At 67.4% G+C, this 18,191-nt stretch carries 14 protein-coding genes; 5 read left to right on the top strand and 9 right to left on the bottom strand.

Annotated elements, in window-relative coordinates; all coding sequences use genetic code 11:
- The first annotated feature begins 84 nt into the window (after positions 1 to 84).
- Positions 85 to 2,292 (top strand): catalase/peroxidase HPI, encoded by a 2,208-nt coding sequence (gene katG, locus OMP43_RS11925; protein WP_280279940.1) that lies wholly within the window; start codon positions 85 to 87, stop codon positions 2,290 to 2,292.
- Positions 2,293 to 2,372: 80 nt separating this feature from the next.
- Complete coding sequence (locus tag OMP43_RS11920; protein WP_280280021.1) at positions 2,373 to 3,806, top strand: sorbosone dehydrogenase family protein; 1,434 nt, start codon at positions 2,373 to 2,375, stop codon at positions 3,804 to 3,806.
- 42 nt (positions 3,807 to 3,848) lie between these two features.
- On the opposite strand, the gene OMP43_RS11915 is transcribed toward OMP43_RS11920, so the two are convergent.
- Together OMP43_RS11915 and OMP43_RS11910 are read right to left on the bottom strand one after the other, a co-directional pair.
- Positions 3,849 to 4,829, bottom strand: a complete 981-nt coding sequence (locus OMP43_RS11915; RefSeq protein ID WP_280279939.1) for an agmatine deiminase family protein — start codon at positions 4,827 to 4,829, stop codon at positions 3,849 to 3,851.
- Between the two features lie 19 nt (positions 4,830 to 4,848).
- Positions 4,849 to 6,468 carry a M28 family metallopeptidase gene (locus OMP43_RS11910; protein WP_280279938.1) on the bottom strand — a complete coding sequence of 540 codons (1,620 nt, stop codon included), beginning with the start codon at positions 6,466 to 6,468 and terminating at the stop codon, positions 4,849 to 4,851.
- Between the two features lie 100 nt (positions 6,469 to 6,568).
- Between OMP43_RS11910 and OMP43_RS11905 the strand changes: the two genes are divergently transcribed.
- Positions 6,569 to 7,900 (top strand): hypothetical protein, encoded by a 1,332-nt coding sequence (locus OMP43_RS11905; protein WP_280279937.1) that lies wholly within the window; start codon positions 6,569 to 6,571, stop codon positions 7,898 to 7,900.
- 53 nt (positions 7,901 to 7,953) lie between these two features.
- On the opposite strand, the gene OMP43_RS11900 is transcribed toward OMP43_RS11905, so the two are convergent.
- Together OMP43_RS11900 and OMP43_RS11895 are read right to left on the bottom strand one after the other, a co-directional pair.
- Positions 7,954 to 9,399 (bottom strand): CehA/McbA family metallohydrolase, encoded by a 1,446-nt coding sequence (locus tag OMP43_RS11900; protein WP_280279936.1) that lies wholly within the window; start codon positions 9,397 to 9,399, stop codon positions 7,954 to 7,956.
- Positions 9,400 to 9,562: 163 nt separating this feature from the next.
- Complete coding sequence (locus OMP43_RS11895; RefSeq protein ID WP_280279935.1) at positions 9,563 to 12,067, bottom strand: TonB-dependent receptor; 2,505 nt, start codon at positions 12,065 to 12,067, stop codon at positions 9,563 to 9,565.
- A gap of 252 nt (positions 12,068 to 12,319) precedes the next feature.
- On the opposite strand from OMP43_RS11895, the gene OMP43_RS11890 reads away from it, so the two are divergent.
- A complete protein-coding gene (locus OMP43_RS11890; protein ID WP_280279934.1) occupies positions 12,320 to 14,305 on the top strand; it encodes a S9 family peptidase in 1,986 nt (661 codons plus the stop codon).
- Between the two features lie 101 nt (positions 14,306 to 14,406).
- Here OMP43_RS11890 and OMP43_RS11885 read toward each other — a convergent pair whose 3' ends face one another.
- The gene (locus OMP43_RS11885) at positions 14,407 to 15,174 is read right to left on the bottom strand and encodes a nucleotidyltransferase domain-containing protein (RefSeq protein ID WP_280279933.1); all 768 of its coding nucleotides are present in this window, start codon (positions 15,172 to 15,174) and stop codon (positions 14,407 to 14,409) included.
- A 178-nt stretch (positions 15,175 to 15,352) separates the two neighbouring features.
- Positions 15,353 to 15,967 (bottom strand): 30S ribosomal protein S4, encoded by a 615-nt coding sequence (rpsD, locus tag OMP43_RS11880; protein ID WP_086128258.1) that lies wholly within the window; start codon positions 15,965 to 15,967, stop codon positions 15,353 to 15,355.
- A gap of 178 nt (positions 15,968 to 16,145) precedes the next feature.
- On the opposite strand from rpsD, the gene OMP43_RS11875 reads away from it, so the two are divergent.
- Positions 16,146 to 16,448, top strand: a complete 303-nt coding sequence (locus OMP43_RS11875) for a chorismate mutase (protein WP_280279932.1) — start codon at positions 16,146 to 16,148, stop codon at positions 16,446 to 16,448.
- A gap of 61 nt (positions 16,449 to 16,509) precedes the next feature.
- On the opposite strand, the gene OMP43_RS11870 is transcribed toward OMP43_RS11875, so the two are convergent.
- The 3 genes from OMP43_RS11870 to nrdR all read right to left on the bottom strand — a co-directional run bounded on the left by OMP43_RS11870 (position 16,510) and on the right by nrdR (position 18,190).
- Positions 16,510 to 16,782: a hypothetical protein gene (locus OMP43_RS11870; RefSeq protein WP_280279931.1), complete on the bottom strand. Its 273-nt coding sequence runs from the start codon at positions 16,780 to 16,782 to the stop codon at positions 16,510 to 16,512.
- A gap of 85 nt (positions 16,783 to 16,867) precedes the next feature.
- On the bottom strand, positions 16,868 to 17,593 hold the full coding sequence (locus tag OMP43_RS11865; protein WP_280279930.1) for an RNA methyltransferase: 726 nt from the start codon (positions 17,591 to 17,593) through the stop codon (positions 16,868 to 16,870).
- Between the two features lie 135 nt (positions 17,594 to 17,728).
- Positions 17,729 to 18,190 carry a transcriptional regulator NrdR gene (gene nrdR, locus OMP43_RS11860; protein WP_086128254.1) on the bottom strand — a complete coding sequence of 154 codons (462 nt, stop codon included), beginning with the start codon at positions 18,188 to 18,190 and terminating at the stop codon, positions 17,729 to 17,731.
- Between the last annotated feature and the right edge of the window lies 1 nt (position 18,191).

Genomic DNA, 18,191 nt, shown 5'->3' with positions numbered 1-18,191 from the left:
ATCACGGTGCCCCGGCTAGCCTCCATGGGACTCAGGGAGACGCGCGTTTCCCGAGCGACCAAGCAATCGAGAGGAGTCGATCCCATGGACGCACCGACCACCGGCAGCCCGCTGAGTGATCCGTCGAAGGAACCCCAGGCGCTGCGCACCCTGCTGGGCCGCACCAATCGCGACTGGTGGCCGGAACAGCTCAGCCTGGAGATCCTCACCCAGGGGGGCGTCTCGTCCAATCCCTATGGCGAGGATTTCGACTATCGCGCCGCCTTCAACAGCCTGGACTATTGGGCGCTCAAAAAGGATCTCACGGCGCTGATGACCGACAGCCAGCCCTGGTGGCCGGCCGATTACGGGCATTACGGCCCCTTCTTCATCCGCATGGCCTGGCACTCGGCCGGCACCTATCGCACGGGGGACGGCCGCGGCGGCTCCTCCTCGGGCTCGCAGCGCTTCGCTCCGCTCAATTCCTGGCCGGACAACGGCAATCTCGACAAGGCCCGGCGCCTGCTCTGGCCGATCAAGCAGAAATATGGCGCGAATATCAGCTGGGCGGACCTGTTCATCCTGACCGGCAATGTCGCGATCGAATCGATGGGCGGGCCGACCTTCGGCTTCTCCGGCGGCCGCGAGGATATCTTCGAGCCCGAGCGCGACATCTATTGGGGCACCGAGGAACAATGGGTCGGCCATCCCGAGAACAAGACCCGCATCGATGACGAGGCGGGCATGGCGCTCGAGGAGCCGCTCGCCGCGATCCAGATGGGCCTGATCTACGTCAATCCCGAGGGCCCGGGCGGCAAGCCCGACACCAAGGGCTCGGCGCGCGACCTGCGCCGCACCTTCGCCAACATGGCGATGAACGACGAGGAAACCGCGGCGCTCACCGCCGGCGGCCACACTTTCGGCAAGGCGCATGGCGCGGGCGATGCCAAGCATGTCGGCCGCGAGCCGGAGGGCGCGGGCATGGCCTCGATGGGCCTGGGCTGGATCTCGACGCACGAGACCGGGATGGGCGACCACACGATCACCTCGGGCATCGAAGGCGCGTGGACGCCGACGCCGACGAAATGGGACATGACCTATTTCGACATGCTGCTCGACCATGAATATGAGCTGGTGAAGAGCCCGGCGGGCGCCAAGCAGTGGCAGCCGGTCGGCAATCCCGAGGAGACCCTCGCCCCGGCGGCGCACACGCCGGGCAAGAAGGTCCCGACGATGATGACCACCGCGGACAAGGCGTTCAAGGACGATGCCGAGTATCGCCAGATCATGGAGAAGTTCCGCAGCGACCCGGCCTATTTCGCCGATGCCTTCGCCCGCGCCTGGTTCAAGCTGACCCATCGCGACATGGGGCCGAAGACCCGCTATCTCGGGCCGGAAGTGCCGCAGGAGGACCTGATCTGGCAGGACCCGATCCCGGCCGGCACGAAGCTGGGCGACGGGGACGTCGCCGCGCTCAAGGGCAGGATCGCCGCTTCGGGGCTCACCGTGCAGCAGCTGGTCAAGACTGCCTGGGCCTCGGCCTCGACCTATCGCGGGTCGGACCGGCGCGGCGGCGCCAATGGCGCGCGCATCCGGCTGGCTCCGCAGAAGGACTGGGCGGCCAATGAGCCGGCCGAGCTCGCCAAGGTGCTTAAGGTCTATGAAGGCATCCAGGCCGATTTCGGCGGCAAGGTGAGCATCGCCGATCTGATCGTGCTGGGCGGCAATGTGGGCGTCGAGCAGGCGGCGAAGGCCGCGGGCCATGACGTGACCGTGCCCTTCACCTCGGGCCGCGGCGACGCGACCGATGCGCAGACCGACGCCGAGAGCTTCGACGTGCTCCAGCCGCGCGCCGACGGCTTCCGCAACTATCTGTCGGTCCGCTTCAGCGTGCCGACCGAGGAGCTGCTGGTCGACAAGGCGCAGCTGCTGGGCCTGTCCGTACCGGAGATGACCGTGCTGGTCGGCGGGCTGCGCGTGCTCGGCGCCAACCATGCCAAGGCGGGCAGGCACGGCCAGCTCACCGATCGGCTCGGCCAGCTGACCAACGACTTCTTCGTCAACATCCTCGACATGGGGACGGTGTGGAAGGAGATCGACGATACCGCCGACGAGGAGTTCGCCGGCACCGACCGCGCCAGCGGCGCGCCGAGATGGACCGCCTCTCGCACCGACCTGGTGTTCGGCTCCAACTCGCAGCTGCGGGCGATCTCGGAAGTCTATGCCGAGGCCGGCGGCGGCGACCGGTTCGTCGAGGACTTCGTCGCGGCCTGGGCCAAGGTGATGAACGCCGACCGCTTCGACCTGAAGTAACGATCCAGTTCCTTCCCCAGCTTGCTGGGGGAGGAATTAAGATGATTGGCTTCGCCCTTCCCCGCCCCTATCCTCGCCGCATGCTCAAGCGGATCCTCATCGTCCTTGCCATCCTCGCGGTGGCGCTCATCGGCCTGTTCATCTGGGCCACGCGGCCCGATGTCGCCAAGCTCCCCGAACAGGCCGTGACCGGCGCGATCCCGCAGCTGAGCGAGGCCCGCTACCAGGACGTCCCGACGATCCGCATCGCCAAGCCGGTCGGCTGGGCGAACGGCATGAAGCCGACCGCGCCCGCCGGCCTCGAAGTCACGCCCTTCGCCGACAAGCTCGATCATCCGCGCTGGCTCTATCGCCTGCCCAATGGCGACGTGCTGGTCGCCGAGACCAATTCGCCCCCGCGCGAGGGCGGCGGGATCACCGGCTGGATCATGGGCATCCTGATGAACCGCGCCGGTGCCGGCGTGCCCTCGGCCAACCGCATCACCCTGTTGCGCGACACCAATGGCGACGGCGTCGCCGACCAGCGCTCCACCCTGATCGAGGGGCTCAACTCGCCGAGCGGCATGGCCCTGGTCGGCGACTGGCTCTACGTCGCCAACACCGATGCGCTGGTCCGCTTCCCCTATCGGACGGGGGACACCCGCATCACCGCCAAGCCGGAGAAGATCGTCGACCTGGCCGGCGGCGGCAATCACTGGGCACGCAATATCCTCGCCGCGCCCGACGGCAAACGTATCTATGTCGCGGTCGGCTCCTCCTCGAACATCGCCGAAAACGGTCTCGACAAGGAAGGCGAGATCTACTCGGCCGAAACCCCCTTCCGGGCCGCGAAGCAGCTCGACGCCGCCAAGCACACCCGCGCCGCGATCCTCGAGGTGGTGCCCGAGACCAGATCGTCGCGCGTCTTCGCCTGGGGCCTGCGCAACCCGAACGGCATGGCCTTCGAGCCGCATACCGGCAATCTGTGGACCGTAGTCAACGAGCGCGACATGCTCGGCTCCGACATGCCGCCCGACTATCTGACCCAGGTCGATTTCGGCACCTTCTATGGCTGGCCGTGGAACTATTGGGGCGGCTATGTCGACAAGCGCGTGACGCCCGAGCGGCCGGACCTGCGCGAATATACCAAGCGCCCGGACTTCGCGCTCGGCGCCCATACCGCGCCGCTCGGCCTCGCCTTCGCCGCCGACGCCAAGCTGGGCGGCCAGTTCACCAACGGCGCCTTCGTCGCGCTGCACGGCTCCTGGAACCGCGAGCCGCCCTCGGGCTACAAGCTCGTCTTCGTGCCCTTCGGCGACAAGGGCTATCCGCGCGAGAACGCCAGGCCGATCGACCTGCTCACCGGCTTCCTCGGCAAGGACGGCAAGACGGTGAACGGGCGGCCGGTGGGCGTGATCACCGATGCCGGCGGCGCGCTGCTGGTGGCCGATGATGTCGGCAACATGATCTGGCGCGTGAGCAGCAAGGCCGGCGCGCCGATCGCGGGCGCCCCCGCGCCCGTCGCCAAGAAATAACCGGACCCCCGGCCTTCGCCGGGGATCCGTCGCTCGATATTTCTAGGCCGCCGGGACCTGCTGGCTGATGCAGTGGAAGCTGCCGCCGCCGGTCAGGATATGGTCGGCGCGCTGGCCGATGATCGCCCGGCCGGGGAAGAGCGTGGCCAGCATGTCGACCGCCGCCTGGTCGTTCTCCTGGCCATAGAGCGGCACCACCACCACGGCATTGCCGATGTAGAAGTTCATGTAGCTCGCCGGAATGATCTCCTCATCTTCGTTGAGCACGCGGCCCGGCGAGGGAAAGCGCACCACTTCGACGCCGGCACGCTCGGCGCGCGCGGCGGCATCCTGGTAGATACGCCAATTGGGATCGTTCTCGGCGCCCTCGGGAATCAGCAGCCGGTTGGGGCCGATGAAGCGGGCGAGATTGTCGACATGGCCGTCGGTATGATCGTTGAGCAGCCCGTCGCCCAGCCACAGCACCTGGGTATAGCCCAGGTCCTTGCGCAGCATCTCCTCGACATCGGCCTTGCTCAGCTGGGGATTCCGGTTGCGGTTGAGCAGGCATTGTTCGGTGGTGACGACCAGGCCGGTGCCGTCGCCGTCGATCGCGCCGCCCTCGAGGATCCAGCCATGATCCTCGACCGGCATCCGAGCGCGCTCGGCCAGGCGATGGCCGATATCGTCATCGCCTTCGAGAGCATATTTGCCGCCCCAGCCGTTGAACTGGAAGTCGTGCGCGGTGCCGTCCCCGCCGATGATCGCGGCGGTATCCCGCAGCCAGATGTCGCCGAACGGCTCGACCACCACCTTGGCGGCATTGCCGACGAGCAGCCTGGCGGCCTTGGCGGACTCCTCGTCGGCGGCGACCAGGATCACCTGCTCGCCCTTGCCCCCGGCGTGCACCGCCTTGGCGAAGGCGGCGACTTCCAGCCGGGCGGAGGCCAGGTCTTCGAGCCAGAGTTCGGGATGGCTGGGGAAGCCGATCCACACGGCATGATGATGGGCCCATTCGGGCTTGGGGGGAGGCGGAATCGTCATTCCGCCCCCATAATCCCGTTCATTGCCCGGCGCGAGACTTGTCGCGGATCGCGCGGAATTCGGCGGTCGGATACCAGCTGGGCCAGGCACTGCCGTCGGCGAGCTGGCGGCCCAGGCCGTAATAGACGTTGAGATCGGAGACCGCGCCGCTCCAGTCCCAGCTGGGATCATATTCGTCCTGGGGCTTGTGGTAGCGGTTCTGGGTATAGTCCCTGGCGGCCTTCTCGCCGGCTTCCTTGCCGCCGTTCACCAGATCTTCGCCGCTTTCGCCATAGAGCATCGGCACACCCAGCTTGGCGAAGCTGAAATGGTCCGAACGGTAATAGCCGCCCGCCTCGGGCCGCTCCTCGGGAACGATCACCCGGCCTTCTGCCGCGACGATGGGTTTCACCAGATCCTCGAGCTCGGACTTGCCCGCGCCGACCAGCACGAAATCCCGGGTCTTTCCGATGACGTTGAGCGAATCCATGTTCACCCCGCCCACCGTCCTGGCGAGCGGATAGACCGGGTTCTCGGCGTAGAACTTGCTGCCGAGCAGGCCCGATTCCTCGGCCGTGACCGCCAGGAAGACGATGCTGCGCCGGGCTGGTCCCGCCTTGGCATGGGCTTCGGCCAGCGCGACCAGCCCGCCGATGCCGGAGGCATTGTCGACCGCGCCGTTGCAGATGTCGTCGCCCTTCACTGCGTCGCAGCGGCCGAGATGGTCCCAATGGGCCGAATAGAGCACGACTTCGTCGGGCTTGCCCGTGCCGGGAAGGATGCCGACCACATTCTTCGAGGCCTGGCGCTTGATCGCATTATCCCAGCTGACGGAAGCCTTCACGCCGAGCGGCACGGCCTTGAAGCCCTGCTTCGTCGCGGCGGCGGCGAGCGCGTCGAAATCCTTGCCGGCGGAAGCGAACAGCGCCTTGGCCTTGTCGAGCTGCATCCAGCCGATCGCCTGGCTCTGGTCCATATGATCGCCCGGGGTGTCCTGCTCCAGCCGGGGGCCGGCCCAGGAAGACTGGACGACACCCCAGGGATAGGCGGCCGGGAAACTGTCATGGACGATGATCGCGGCGGCCGCGCCCTGGCGGGCGGCTTCCTCGAACTTGTAGGTCCAGCGGCCATAATAGGTCATCGCCCGGCCCTCGAACAAACCCTTGGTATCCGGGGCCTGATAGTCGGGATCGTTGACCAGGATGACGACCGTCTTCCCCTTCACGTCGAGCCCCGCATAGTCGTTCCAGCCGCGCTCGGGAGCGTTGATCCCATAGCCGACGAACACCACGTCGCTGTTCTTGATCGCGACCTTGGGGACCACCCGGTAGGTGGCGACCACCATGTCCTTGCGATAGTCGAGGCTGACCGGCGCCTTGCCGCCGGAAAAGACCAGGGGCTGAACATTGTTCGCGGTGAGCTCGACCAGCGGCACGTCCTGGGTCCACTTGCCCTTGTTGCCCGGCTTCAACCCAGCCTTTTCGAAGCGCTGGACGATATAGGCGATCGTCTTGTCCTCGGCCGGCGTGGTCGGCGCGCGGCCCTCATAGGCATCGGACGACAGCTCCTTCGTCACTTCCTTCATCGTCTCGACCGGGATGGTCTGGGCATTGGCCGCGGTGCCCGCGAGCAGCAGGGCGGCGGTGAGCAGGTGACGCATGGGATCCCCCTAACGGAACATTGTTGCGCGGATGTTGGCAAGGGTTGCGCGGGATCGCAATGCGCAGCACCATGGTAGCGATAACAGAAAAGGGGAATGCATGCGCTTGTGGATGCTCTGCGCGCCGATACTGGCGCTCGCTCTTCCCGCCGTCGCCGGCCGGCAGCAGGACCATGGCGCCGCGAATGCCGATCGCCAGGCGATGCTCGACCGGCTGGGTATCGTGCGGGTCCGCCCCGGCGCCGACGGGTTCGACCCCAAGGCCCCGAATGCGGCGAACTATGACGAGGCCAGAGCGGGCACGCCCGAGCTTCCGCAACTGATGCGCCTGAGCGATGGCGGTCCCGTCCGCAACCGCAAGGACTGGGCCCGCCGCCGCCGCGAGATCGGCGTGCTGTTCGACCGCGAGGTCTATGGCCGCGTGCCGTCGACCGCTCCGAAGATACGCTGGCATCGCGTCCGGGAGGAAAGGGCGACCGAAGCCGGGATTCCCGTGATCAGGCGCTGGCTGGAGGGGAAGGCGGACAACCGGGCCTGGCCGCAGGCATCCGCGACCATCGCCGTCCGCTACACGCTGCCCGCCGGCCGCCGCCGCGTGCCCGTGATGCTGTCCTTCGGTTTCCCGGAGGGCTTCAGATTCCCCGGCCCGCCCCGTGCCGCCGATCCCGGCCCGCCCTATACCGAGCAGCTCCTCGGCCATGGCTGGGGGTATGCCGTGGTGGTGGCGAGCTCGATCCAGGCCGACAATGGCGGCGCGCTGAAGACCGGGGTGATCGGCATATCCCTGCGCGGCCGGCCGCGCGAACCCGATGACTGGGGCGTGCTGCGTGCCTGGGCCTGGGGGGCGAGCCGCGCGCGCGAGGCGCTCGCCGCGGACACGGAAGTGGACGCGCGGCGGATCGGGATCGAGGGCCTGTCACGCTATGGCAAGGCGGCGCTGGTGGCGATGGCCTATGACCCCGAGTTCGCGATCGGCTTTGCCGGCTCCTCGGGCGCGGGCGGCGCGGCGCTCTATCGCCGCAATTTCGGCGAGCGGATGGGCAATCTCGCAGCCGGCGGGGAATATCACTGGTTCGCCGGCAATTTCCTGAAATATGCCGGGCCGAAGACCGAGTTCGATCTGCCCGTGGACGCCCACATGCTGATCGCGCTCGCCGCGCCCCGGCCGCTGTTCCTCGGCGCAGGCACGGTCGATACCGGCGATGGCTGGGTCGATCCCAAGGGCAGCTTCCTCGCCGCGGCGGCGGCATCGCCGGCCTGGGCGATCCAGGGCGCGAAGGGGCTTGCCGCCTCGGCCTTCCCGCCCGAGCTGACGCCGGTGACCGGCGGGACGCTGGCGTTCCGCCAGCATCGCGGCGGGCACAGCAACCGCGACAACTGGCCGAGCTTCATCGACTTCGCGGTGCGGGAACTGGGCCGAAGCGGAAACTGACCCGTGACCGTCATCCCGGCAAAAGCCGGGATGACGATGAAGGCCGCAGCGGCTCAACGCTTGCCGCAAGTCACATGGATCGGATTGCCGACCAGCAGGAGCTTGCCGCCTTCGGTCGTCACATTGACCGCGACCCAGCCACAGGCCGTCTTGCGATCGAGCCGGAAGCGGACCGCCGGACCGACCGGCAGCGACCGCGCCTCCACGCCATTGGCGACCAGCACGACCTTGCCCGCCGCCACGCCGGCGATCGTCGCGCTGACCTCGATCGTCATGCCGGCGGCAAGCGCCTCGCCCATCGCCGCGCGATTGCCGCCCGAAACGGCCGTCACATCGAGCATCCGGTCGCGCGTACCCTCGACATCGATGAAGACCCGGCCGGCGCGGATGCCCGCCAGGATCGCCGGTGTGGAGAGCTCCGCGGCATGGACCACGGTGGTGGGCCGGCCGATCGGGGCGCGACCGGCCTGGGCGTCGGGATCATGATTGTCGCTGCCGCCGATGCCGGTCAGGCGATTGCCCGCGTTCAGCCGCTTGTACCAGAAGCCGATACCCGAGAGCGGCGTGTCGACCGTGTTGGCGTTGATCGCCTCGATCGCGGCGATGCCCGCCCAGTCGGTGTCCGGCCAGATCCAGCCGCAGCCCATGCACGCCTCGCCCGAGGGCAGCGCCGGATGGTTGATCGACAGGATCGCACCGGCCTCCGCCACTGCCTTCTCCATCGCGGCGACATTGGGAACGCCGGGCGTGCCGATGCGGAAATCGACCCATCGCGCAAGGCCGATCGCATTGGCGTGGCCGCCAAAGCTGGTGATCTCGGTGCCCGGGATCAGCAGGATATCGTCGAAATAGGGCTGGAGTTCGCGCAGCCCCGCGAAATGCGCGACGGTGTTGTGATCGGTGACCGCGACGAAATCGAGGCCCGCCCGCGCCGCGGCCTCGACGGTGCGGAACAGCGGGCACGGCACCTTCCTGCCCGACTTGCTGAGGCAGCTGCCATCCGAATGGGCATCGTGCATGTGGAGGTCGCCGCGGAACCAGCCGGGGCCGGCCCTGACCGGGCCGTCGGCAATGGCGGCGCTGGCGTTGCGGGCGGCACCGCGATCGAGGAATATCTCGACCCGATAGGCGCTGCGGGCGTCCTTGCGCGCATTGGGCACGCCGAGCTGGACGTACCAGCGGCCGGCGGGCAGCGCGCCGGGGAGATAGCCGGGCGAGGCGTCGCTGGGGGCAAGGGTGAAGCGATCGCGGGTGCCGCCGCTCCAGCCGCGGAAACCCCGGGGATCGAACAGGCCGAGATCGACGACCGTCCGGTTCGCCTTGTCGTACGTCAGGCGCACGGTGATGCGCTCGACCCCCTCCGGCACGTCGAAGGGAATCTGCTTGTAGGTCTCGTGGTCCGCTCCGGTGATCTCGCCAGTGACGACCTGATCCGCCTGCTGCGCATGCGCGGGGGCGTGGACGAGCAGGAGAGCGAGCGCGATCAGGAAGCGGAGCATGGAGCCCTCGAAAAATCCCCTCCCTGCAAGGGAGGGGTTAGGGGTGGGTTGGAAAAGGCCAGGCTCAAGCCCGGCCTTTTCTCCTTGCCGAGAGCGGGGAGCCCGGCTGACGCCGCGCGACCCGCCCCCAGCCCCTCCCTTGCAGGGAGGGGAGTGTCATTCGTCAGAACGAGAAATCCACCGCGAAGCGGATGTTCCGGCCCACGATCGGACGGCCGATGAACAGCAGGTCGTTGGCCTGGCCGCTGGTCAGCTCGCCCGCGCGCGGATTGCCTTCGGTGAGGCCGATCGTGTTGGTGAGGTTGTCGCCATAGGCCCAGAGACGGATGTTCTTCGTCAGGCCCAGGCTGACGCTGGCATTGATCACCGTATAGGCCGGCAGCTTCGACGTGTTCGCCGCATCGGCATAGCGATCGCCATAATGCTCGACGTCCATCTGCGCGCGCAGGCGCCCGTCGAACAGCGTGACCGCCGGCGTGGCGCGCAGCGAAAGCTTGGGCACGCGCAGCAGCTGGTTGCCCGAATAGTTGCGCGCGACCAGGCCGCCCGAAGTGTTCTCGTTATAGCGCAGGTTGCGGAAGGTCGGTTCCTGGATGGTCGCCTGCACCGTGAAGTCGAACCACTTGACCGGGCGCAGCGTGGCCTCGAGCTCGACGCCATAGGCACGCGTGTCGGTATAGACCGTCTGCTGGATGACGCCGGTGGCCGGCGGCGGCGCGAACACGAAATTGCCGATCGAATAGGAGTCGTAGTCGGTCAGGAAGCCGGTGGCATAGACGCTGATCAGCGGCGTGGAGAGCTTGAGCCCGGCTTCCCACATGTCGATGCCCTGGATCACCGGCTGCGCGGTGGCGCTGGTGATGAAGCTGCCGACACTCGGCATGCGGAAAGCATGAGTATAGCGCGCGAACACGCCCCCGACCTTGGCGAACTGCCAGTCGAGGCCGGCGGTGTAGCCGATAGAGTCGAACTTGCGATCGAAGTTGGTGAATACGCCGCTGCCGGTGAGGACGTTGTCGTCCGCCAGCGTGGTCGGGTCGCCCAGATTGACCGTCTTCTGGCCTTCCTGCGCGCCGCTGGCCTTCATCTGCTCCCAGCGGATGCCGCCGTCGAAGCGCAGCGTCGGCGTGATCTGCCACTCGTCCGAGGCATAGAGCGCGATCGTCGTCTGGCTGCCGGTGCCGTTGGCGAATTCCGAGCCGTAGCGGGCGACGCCGTTCTTGGTCAGCGAACCGACGACGCTGCCGGCGGCGTTGACCGCGACCACGTCGAGCAGGCGGGAATTGTTCGACACGTCCTGCACCGTCGAGGCCGAATAGCGGCTGAAGGTCTCGTCGATGTTGGCATAATAGAAGCCGAAGGCGAGATCATGCGTGCCCGCGGCTTCGAACTTGTGGGCGATGCGGAAATCGTTGAGGAACTCGCGCTCCCACACCGTCACCGGCCGCGCGGCATTGATGAAGATGTCGCCATTGCCGTTCTGGCTGGCAACGTTGAACGCCTGGCCATTGTCGGCATAGCGAATCTGCACGTCGGTCGCCCCCGGAAAGGCGGCGAGCAGCGCGGCGCGGTTGCTGGCGAGGAACGACGCAGCGGTGGCAACCGAGGTCGGGTAGACGCCGTTACGCACCGTGTAGCTGTCGCGGTAGCGCATGCCGTTGGTGAGCTTCCAGCCCGGCGCGAACTCATAGTCGGTGAGCACCGAGCCCTGGTCGAGCCGGATGTCGGTACCCTTGGTGTTGTCGAAGTTCACAATGCCGGTGGCGCTGCGCAGCGCCAGCTTGGCCGAGGCCGGGCTGGCCGTGGTGCCATAATGCGGATCGAAGCCCGGCAGGCCGACGATCTTGCCCTTGCTGTCCTTGGTCAGCGGGATGCCGGTGTAGAAGATCGCATTGTCGTCGAGATGCTTGTAGCTGAAGGTCAGCGAGCCGCCGTCGAATTCCTTGACGAGATCGGCGCGGATCTGGCCGCCCTTGTTGCCGGTGAAGCCGGGATCGCGGACGCCCTGCTCGCTGCGGTAGAAGCCGCCGACGCCGAGCTTGAGGCCCTCGCCCAGCGGCGCGCCGATCCAGCCGTCGAAACGATAGAGTTCGGCGGTGGGGCCATAGAGCACGCGGGCGTTGCCGGTGAGCGAATCGCCGGCGCGGCGCGTGATGTAGTTGACCACGCCGCCGGGGGCATTCGAGTAGAAGACCGAGGACGGGCCACCGCGGACCACTTCGATCCGCTCGATCGATTCGTCGATGCGGAAGGCCTGATCGGCGTTCAGATAGCCGAGCGCCGGATCATGCTGCACGGGCAGGCCGTCCTCGAGCAGGTTGATCGAGCCGAAGCCGTCGACGGGGATGCCGCGCGCGCGGACATTGCCCGAGCCTTCGCCGCCCGAGGCCTCGACCCAGAAGCCGGGGACCGACTTGAGCGTCTCGGTCACGCTCGACGGCGCGCGCGAACGGATCATGTCGTTCGACAGCGTGGTGACGGCATAGCTGGTGTCGAGCTTGGTGCGTTCGCCGGCGCCGGCGCGGCCGGTGACGATGATCTCCTCGTCGGACGTGGTGGCGTCGGTCGCCGGGCTGGCGGCCTCCTGTGCCTGGGCAAGCGCCGGAACGCTCGCCGTCAACAGGAGGGCGGTGAAGCTGGTGCGCGTCAGCATATGGCTGATCTGCATTGGTATTCCCCTTTTCGCATGGACAGCGCAGGCTGCTGCCGGGGCGCGCTAGGCGCCTGCTGTTGCGATTGGACGGCTTGGAGAAGACACCGAAATGAAGCTAATTTTTCCAAATGATGACAACGATGTCCGATGGGCATGGAGCCTGTCACGGGGGGCATGGCCGGCGACACAGTCCCCAGCGGCCATGGATCGGATGGATTGCCAAGGCGCGCGGGTTGGCTAGGGTCTCCGCCGAAATTGGGGGGATCCATGAAATACTTTGTTCGCGCGGCGCTGTTCGCCGCTTCGGCCATGCCCGCGCTCGCTTCCGCACAGAGCCAGGATGCGCGCAATTTCGGCGCGCGCGAGTTCGTGCAGCAGATCAGCCTGTCGCCCGACGGCACCCAGGTGGCGATGATCGAGCCGATGCCCGGGCGCGGCGCGGCGCTGGTGGTCGCCAATGTGGAGAGCGGCACGACCAAGGTGGTGCTCACCGCGAGCGGCGATCCCGACCAGCTCACCAGCTGCCGCTGGGCCAGTTCGACGCGGATCGTGTGCAACATCTACATGATCGAGCAGCTCGACCAGAAAATCGCCTTCACCCGGATGGTCTCGCTCAACGCCGACGGATCGGACCTCAAGCTGCTGAGCAAGCGCACCAGCGCGGGCGCGCTCGGCTTCGCCCAGTCGGGCGGGGAAATCATCGACTGGGGCCCGGACGGGTCGAACGGATCGGTGCTGATGACCAGCATGGCCATTCCCGAATATTCCACCGGCACCCATCTCGCCAACACGCGCGAGGGGATGGGAGTGGAGCTGGTCGACGCGACGACGCTCAAGCGCCGGAGCGTCGAGCTGCCCCGGGGGAGCGCCAGCGAGTATATCAGCGACGGGCACGGCAATGTCCGCATCCTGGGCGTGTCGGAGACTCGCGGCACGGGAATGAGCACCGGCCGCTACACCTATAGCTATCGCACGCCCGACAGCCGCGAATGGAAGAAGCTGGGCGAAGTCGTCGCGGACGGTATCGGCGGCTATGCCGGCTTCAACCCCTATGCCGTCGATCGCGACGCCAACATCGTCTATGGCTTCGACGGCAAGGACGGGCGGACCGCGCTCTACAGCATCGCGCTCGACGGCAGTCTCAACCGCACGCTGGTGTTCGAGCATCCCCAGGTCGATGTCGACGGGCTGGTCCGCATCGGCCGGCAGCGGCGCGTGGTCGGCGTGAGCTACGCCACCGACAAGCGCAACACCGAATTCTTCGACCCCGAGCTGCGGAAGCTTCGCGCCGCGCTCGGCAAGGCGCTGCCCGGCAAGCCGCTGGTCACCTTCGTCGATGCGACCGCCGACGAGAAGAAGCTGCTGCTGTTCGCCGGGGGCGACACCGATCCGGGTACCTATTATCTCTATGACAAGGCCAGCCGGCAGCTCGCCGAGGTGATGCCGTCGCGGCCGGAACTGGCCAAGACCAGCCTGTCGCCGATGCGGGCAGTGAATTTCCCGGCGGCCGACGGCACCGCGATTCCCGGCTATCTCACCCTGCCGCCCGGCAGCGACGGCAAGAACCTGCCCGCGATCGTGATGCCGCATGGCGGCCCGGGCGCGCGCGACGAATGGGGCTTCGACTGGCTCGCCCAATTCTATGCCGCGCGCGGCTTCGCGGTGCTCCAGCCCAATTTCCGCGGATCGACCGGCTATGGCGACGCCTGGTTCCAGAAGAACGGCTTCCAGTCGTGGCGCACCGCGATCGGCGACGTCAACGACGGCGGGCGCTGGCTGGTCGCGCAGGGCATCGCCGCGCCGGACAAGCTCGCGATCGTCGGCTGGTCCTATGGCGGCTATGCGGCGCTGCAGAGCCCGGCCCTCGCCCCCGACCTGTTCAAGGCGATCGTGGCGATCGCGCCGGTGACCGACCTGGAAACGCTGCGAAAGGAAGCCCTGGGCTTCACCAACTACGACTTGGTCAGCAAGTTCATCGGCTCCGGGCCGCATGTGCGGGAAGGCTCGCCGGCCCAGAATGCCGAGAAGATCAAGGCGCCGGTGCTGATGTTCCATGGCGACCGCGACCTGAACGTCGGGATCGGCGAATCGCGGCTGATGGCGTCGAAGCTGCGCGGCGCCGGCAAGCCGGTCGAGCTGGTCGAGTTCAAGGGCCTCGACCACCAGCTCGACGACGATCGCGCGCGCGCCCAGATGCTCGACAAGAGCGACGGGTTCCTGCGCACGGCGCTGAAGCTTCCCGCCAAGCCCTGAGGCCGGGAAGCGCTAGGTTGAGAACTCAACCAAGTATTTGATTTTCCATCGTCATCCTGGCCTTGCGCCGGGATGACGATGGAGGAATATGAGCCCTCGACCTAGGCGCCGAACCGGCCTGGCGGCGCGCGCCAGGCCGGGTTGGCGATCTGGACGTCGCCGTCGAAGCGCGTGCCCCCGTGCGGAGCAAGCTCCCGCTCGGCAAGCGCGACGACGGCCTCGGCCGCACCCGAGCCGAACAGGGCACGAAAGGCGTGGTCGAACCGATCGGCCAACTCGCCATCGATCCTGGCGAGCGCGCGCGGTACCCATTTGCCCGTCGCGTGCCATTGGCCGCGTCCGCGCAGCGCCAGCTCGGCCAGCAGCGGATATAGCAGGACGCCGATCGCCAGGCGCTCGGCCGCGCCGCGATCCCCCCGCAGGTCCTGCACCGCATCGGTGATCGCATAGCGCAACGCATCGAGCTGGGCCGGCGCCATGGGCGGCGGCCCCTTGGCGAGGGCCGCGACCATCGCCTCCTTCAGCCGTGCTGCCCGCTGCGGGATGCGACCGATCGCCGTCGCCTCGGCGATCATCGCGACAAGGCTGGGCCGGCCGCGCGTCACGGCGATGTTGATCGCCCAGGCCAGCGTCTCGTCGTCATGGACGAACACCTCCACCGGCACGCCCTCGGCAAGGAAGGATTCACGCCGCGAGGATTCGACCCGGTCGTACATCACGATCAGATCGAGATCGGAATGCGCCGTGCCCTCGCCGCGCATCAGCGATCCCGCGACGAGCGCGAAGGCGGCATCCGGATAGCGCGCCGCCACGATGGCGCGCGCGGCCGCCAGCACCTCGGCGGGCGTGGACAAGGTCGGATCGATCATCCGTCATCTGTGCCGGAACCATGGGAGCCGGGCCAGACCGGACATCCGCCATAGCGGTTCGATCCCCGCAACGAAAAAGGGCGGCCCCGAAGGACCGCCCCGTTTCTGCCTGGATCGGCGCCGCGGCAAAGCCGCGCCGCTGATCATGGCCGGATCTGGCCAGCGCCAGATCCCGGCATCAGCGGCTGTAGAACTCGACCACCAGGTTCGGTTCCATCTTCACCGGGTACGGCACCTCGTCGAGGGTCGGCACGCGCGTGAAGGTGATCTTCGAGGCGCCGTCCGGCGACACGTAATCGGGGATGTCGCGCTCGGCGAGGCTCTGCGCTTCCATCACCAGCGCCATCTCCTGCGCCTTGGCGCGCAGCGAAACGGTCTGGCCCGGCTTGATGCGGCGCGAGCCGATGTTGCACTTCTCGCCATCGACCAGGACGTGGCCGTGGTTGACCAGCTGGCGGGCCGCGAAGATCGTCGGCGCGAACTTGGCGCGATAGACGATCATGTCGAGGCGCTGCTCGAGCAGGCCGATCAGGTTCTGCGAGGTGTCACCCTTCATCTTCGAAGCGTCCTCATAGGCGCGCTTGAACTGCTTCTCGGTGACGTCGCCGTAATAGCCCTTGAGCTTCTGCTTGGCGCGCAGCTGGATGCCGAAGTCCGACATCTTGCCCTTGCGGCGCTGGCCGTGCTGGCCCGGGCCGTATTCGCGCTTGTTCACCGGGGACTTGGGACGGCCCCAGATGTTCTCGCCCATGCGGCGATCGAGCTTGTACTTTGCGCTGGAACGCTTCGACATTCGTAAATCCTTGCAATCGCTAACGACGTTGTTCCCGGTATCCGCCTGCTGATCTCACCAGGGAGGGCAGGGCCACCGCTTCACCGGGGTGCGGGGCCATTGCGAAGGCGCGCGGTTAGCGGCGTGGCGCGGCCGAGTCAAGCTGGACAGCGGCGCGCCGCCCCGCCAAGGAGCCGCCATGCAAGACACGATCGATCCCGAAGCCTGCACGACCATGATCGAGGTGCGTGCCGGCGTCGACGCGGTGGACGCGGCGCTGGTCCAGCTCCTCAAGCGCCGCTTCGGCTATATGGACGCCGCCGCGCGCATCAAGCCGGAGCGCTCCCATGTCCGCGACGAGGCGCGCAAGGCTCAGGTGATCGCAAATGCCCGCACGCATGCCCGCGCCGCCGGCATTCCCGACGCGCCGATCGGCGAGATCTGGGACAGGCTGGTCGAAGCCTCGATCGCCTATGAGCTCGAGGCGTTCGACCGGCGCTGAAGAGATTTGCAGGTGCAGGCATCCGCGCGACGGCCGACGCCGCCGGCGCGCGGAAAGCCGCTCAGTCGTTGCTGCGGCTGACGCCGATGCCGCCGGTGCGGCCGCCCATGTCGCGGTCCAGCTTGTCGCGCGCATTGGTCGAACGGTCGCTCATCGCGTCCCACTCGGCCTTGGTATGGCATTCCCGCTTGCCCATGATCGAGCCGGTCGCGACGAGCGCGCGGCAGATCTTCTTCTCGGCCTTGGCCTTCTTGTCGGCTCCGCCATCGGCGTCCTGATGGGCAAGCGCCGGGGTAGCGAGAACGAGCAACGCAAGCACGGGTACGAAACGCATCAAAAATCCCTCCCCACTCGAAAGACTCGCCTAGTCTAGCGGGGTTTCACATCTACGGAAAGCGGAAGTGTATTGCAGCGCTGTATCAGCTGCTGCGGTGCCGTTTCTTCCCTTCGAGCGCCGAGAGCACGCCGCGCAGCGTGCGCAGCTCCTGGCTCGACCAGGCCGGCTTGGTGAGCAGGGTGCGCAAGGTCCGCTTCGTCGACGGCACCCGGTCGGGCGGGAAATAATAGCCCGATTCCTCGAGCATCGCATCGAGCTGGCCGATCATGCCGTCGAGCTCGTCCTGCGCCGCGGGAGGATCGAGCTCTTCCTGGGTCGGCTGGGCAAGGCGCACGCCCTTCGACCATTCATAGGCGACCAGGATCACCGCCTGGGCAAGGTTGAGCGAGCCGAATTCCGGGTTGATCGGCACGGTGACGATGGTGCGGGCGACGGCCACGTCGTCCGTCTCCAGGCCCGAGCGCTCGGGGCCGAACAGGATCGCCGAGCGGCCCTCCTCGCGATGGATCTCGCGGGCGGCCTCCTCTGGCGTGACGACCGGCTTGGAGACACCGCGCTTGCGCACCGTGGTGGCATAGACGTGCGCGCAATCCGCCACCGCGTCGGCGACGGTCTCGAAGACCTCGGCCCGTTCCAGCACCAGGTCCGCGCCGCTCGCGGCGGGGCCGGCGCCGGGATTGGGCCAGCCGTCGCGCGGCGCGACGAGGCGCAGGTCGACCAGCCCGAAATTGAGCATCGCGCGCGCGGCCTTGCCGATATTCTCGCCAAGCTGCGGGCGGACGAGGACGATGACGGGGGATGGGGCCACGGCTTTGCTCACTTCTTCAATCGCTTCCGCGCGTGTCCTGAGCGCACAATCCGCCGAGGACAACTACCCATGGCCGTCATATGCGCGAATGGTCCGGGAGAGGGATGACGACAGGGCCTGGAGGAGGGGCGGAAACTACCCCTTCCCCACCTCGCTCACATTGCCGGCGAATTCCTCGAAGTCCTTCGCTTCCCGGAAATCCTTATAGACGCTGGCGAAGCGGATATAGGCAACCGAATCCAGGCCCTTGAGCCCTTCCATCACCAGCTCGCCGATCTTCTGGGAGGGGATTTCGGTGTCGCCGGCGGTCTCGAGCTGGCGCTGGATGCCCGAGACCAGCTTCTCGATCTGCATCGCGTTGACCGGCCGCTTGCGGGTGGCGACCGAGATCGAGCGGACCAGCTTGTCGCGGTCGAACGGCTCGCGCTTGTCCTCGCTCTTGAGCACGGTCAGCTCGCGCAGCTGGATGCGCTCGAACGTGGTGAAGCGCGCGGCGCAGGCCTCGCACTGGCGCCGGCGGCGGATCGCCGCCCCGTCTTCGGTGGGGCGGCTATCCTTTACCTGGCTGTCTTCATGTCCGCAAAAGGGGCAGCGCAAT

It is taken from the genome of Sphingomonas sp. CBMAI 2297 (assembly GCF_029870595.1).
Taxonomy (GTDB): domain Bacteria; phylum Pseudomonadota; class Alphaproteobacteria; order Sphingomonadales; family Sphingomonadaceae; genus Sphingomonas.
Note: the sequence above shows the minus strand (reverse complement) of the source record. Positions and strands in the feature narration are given on the sequence as shown.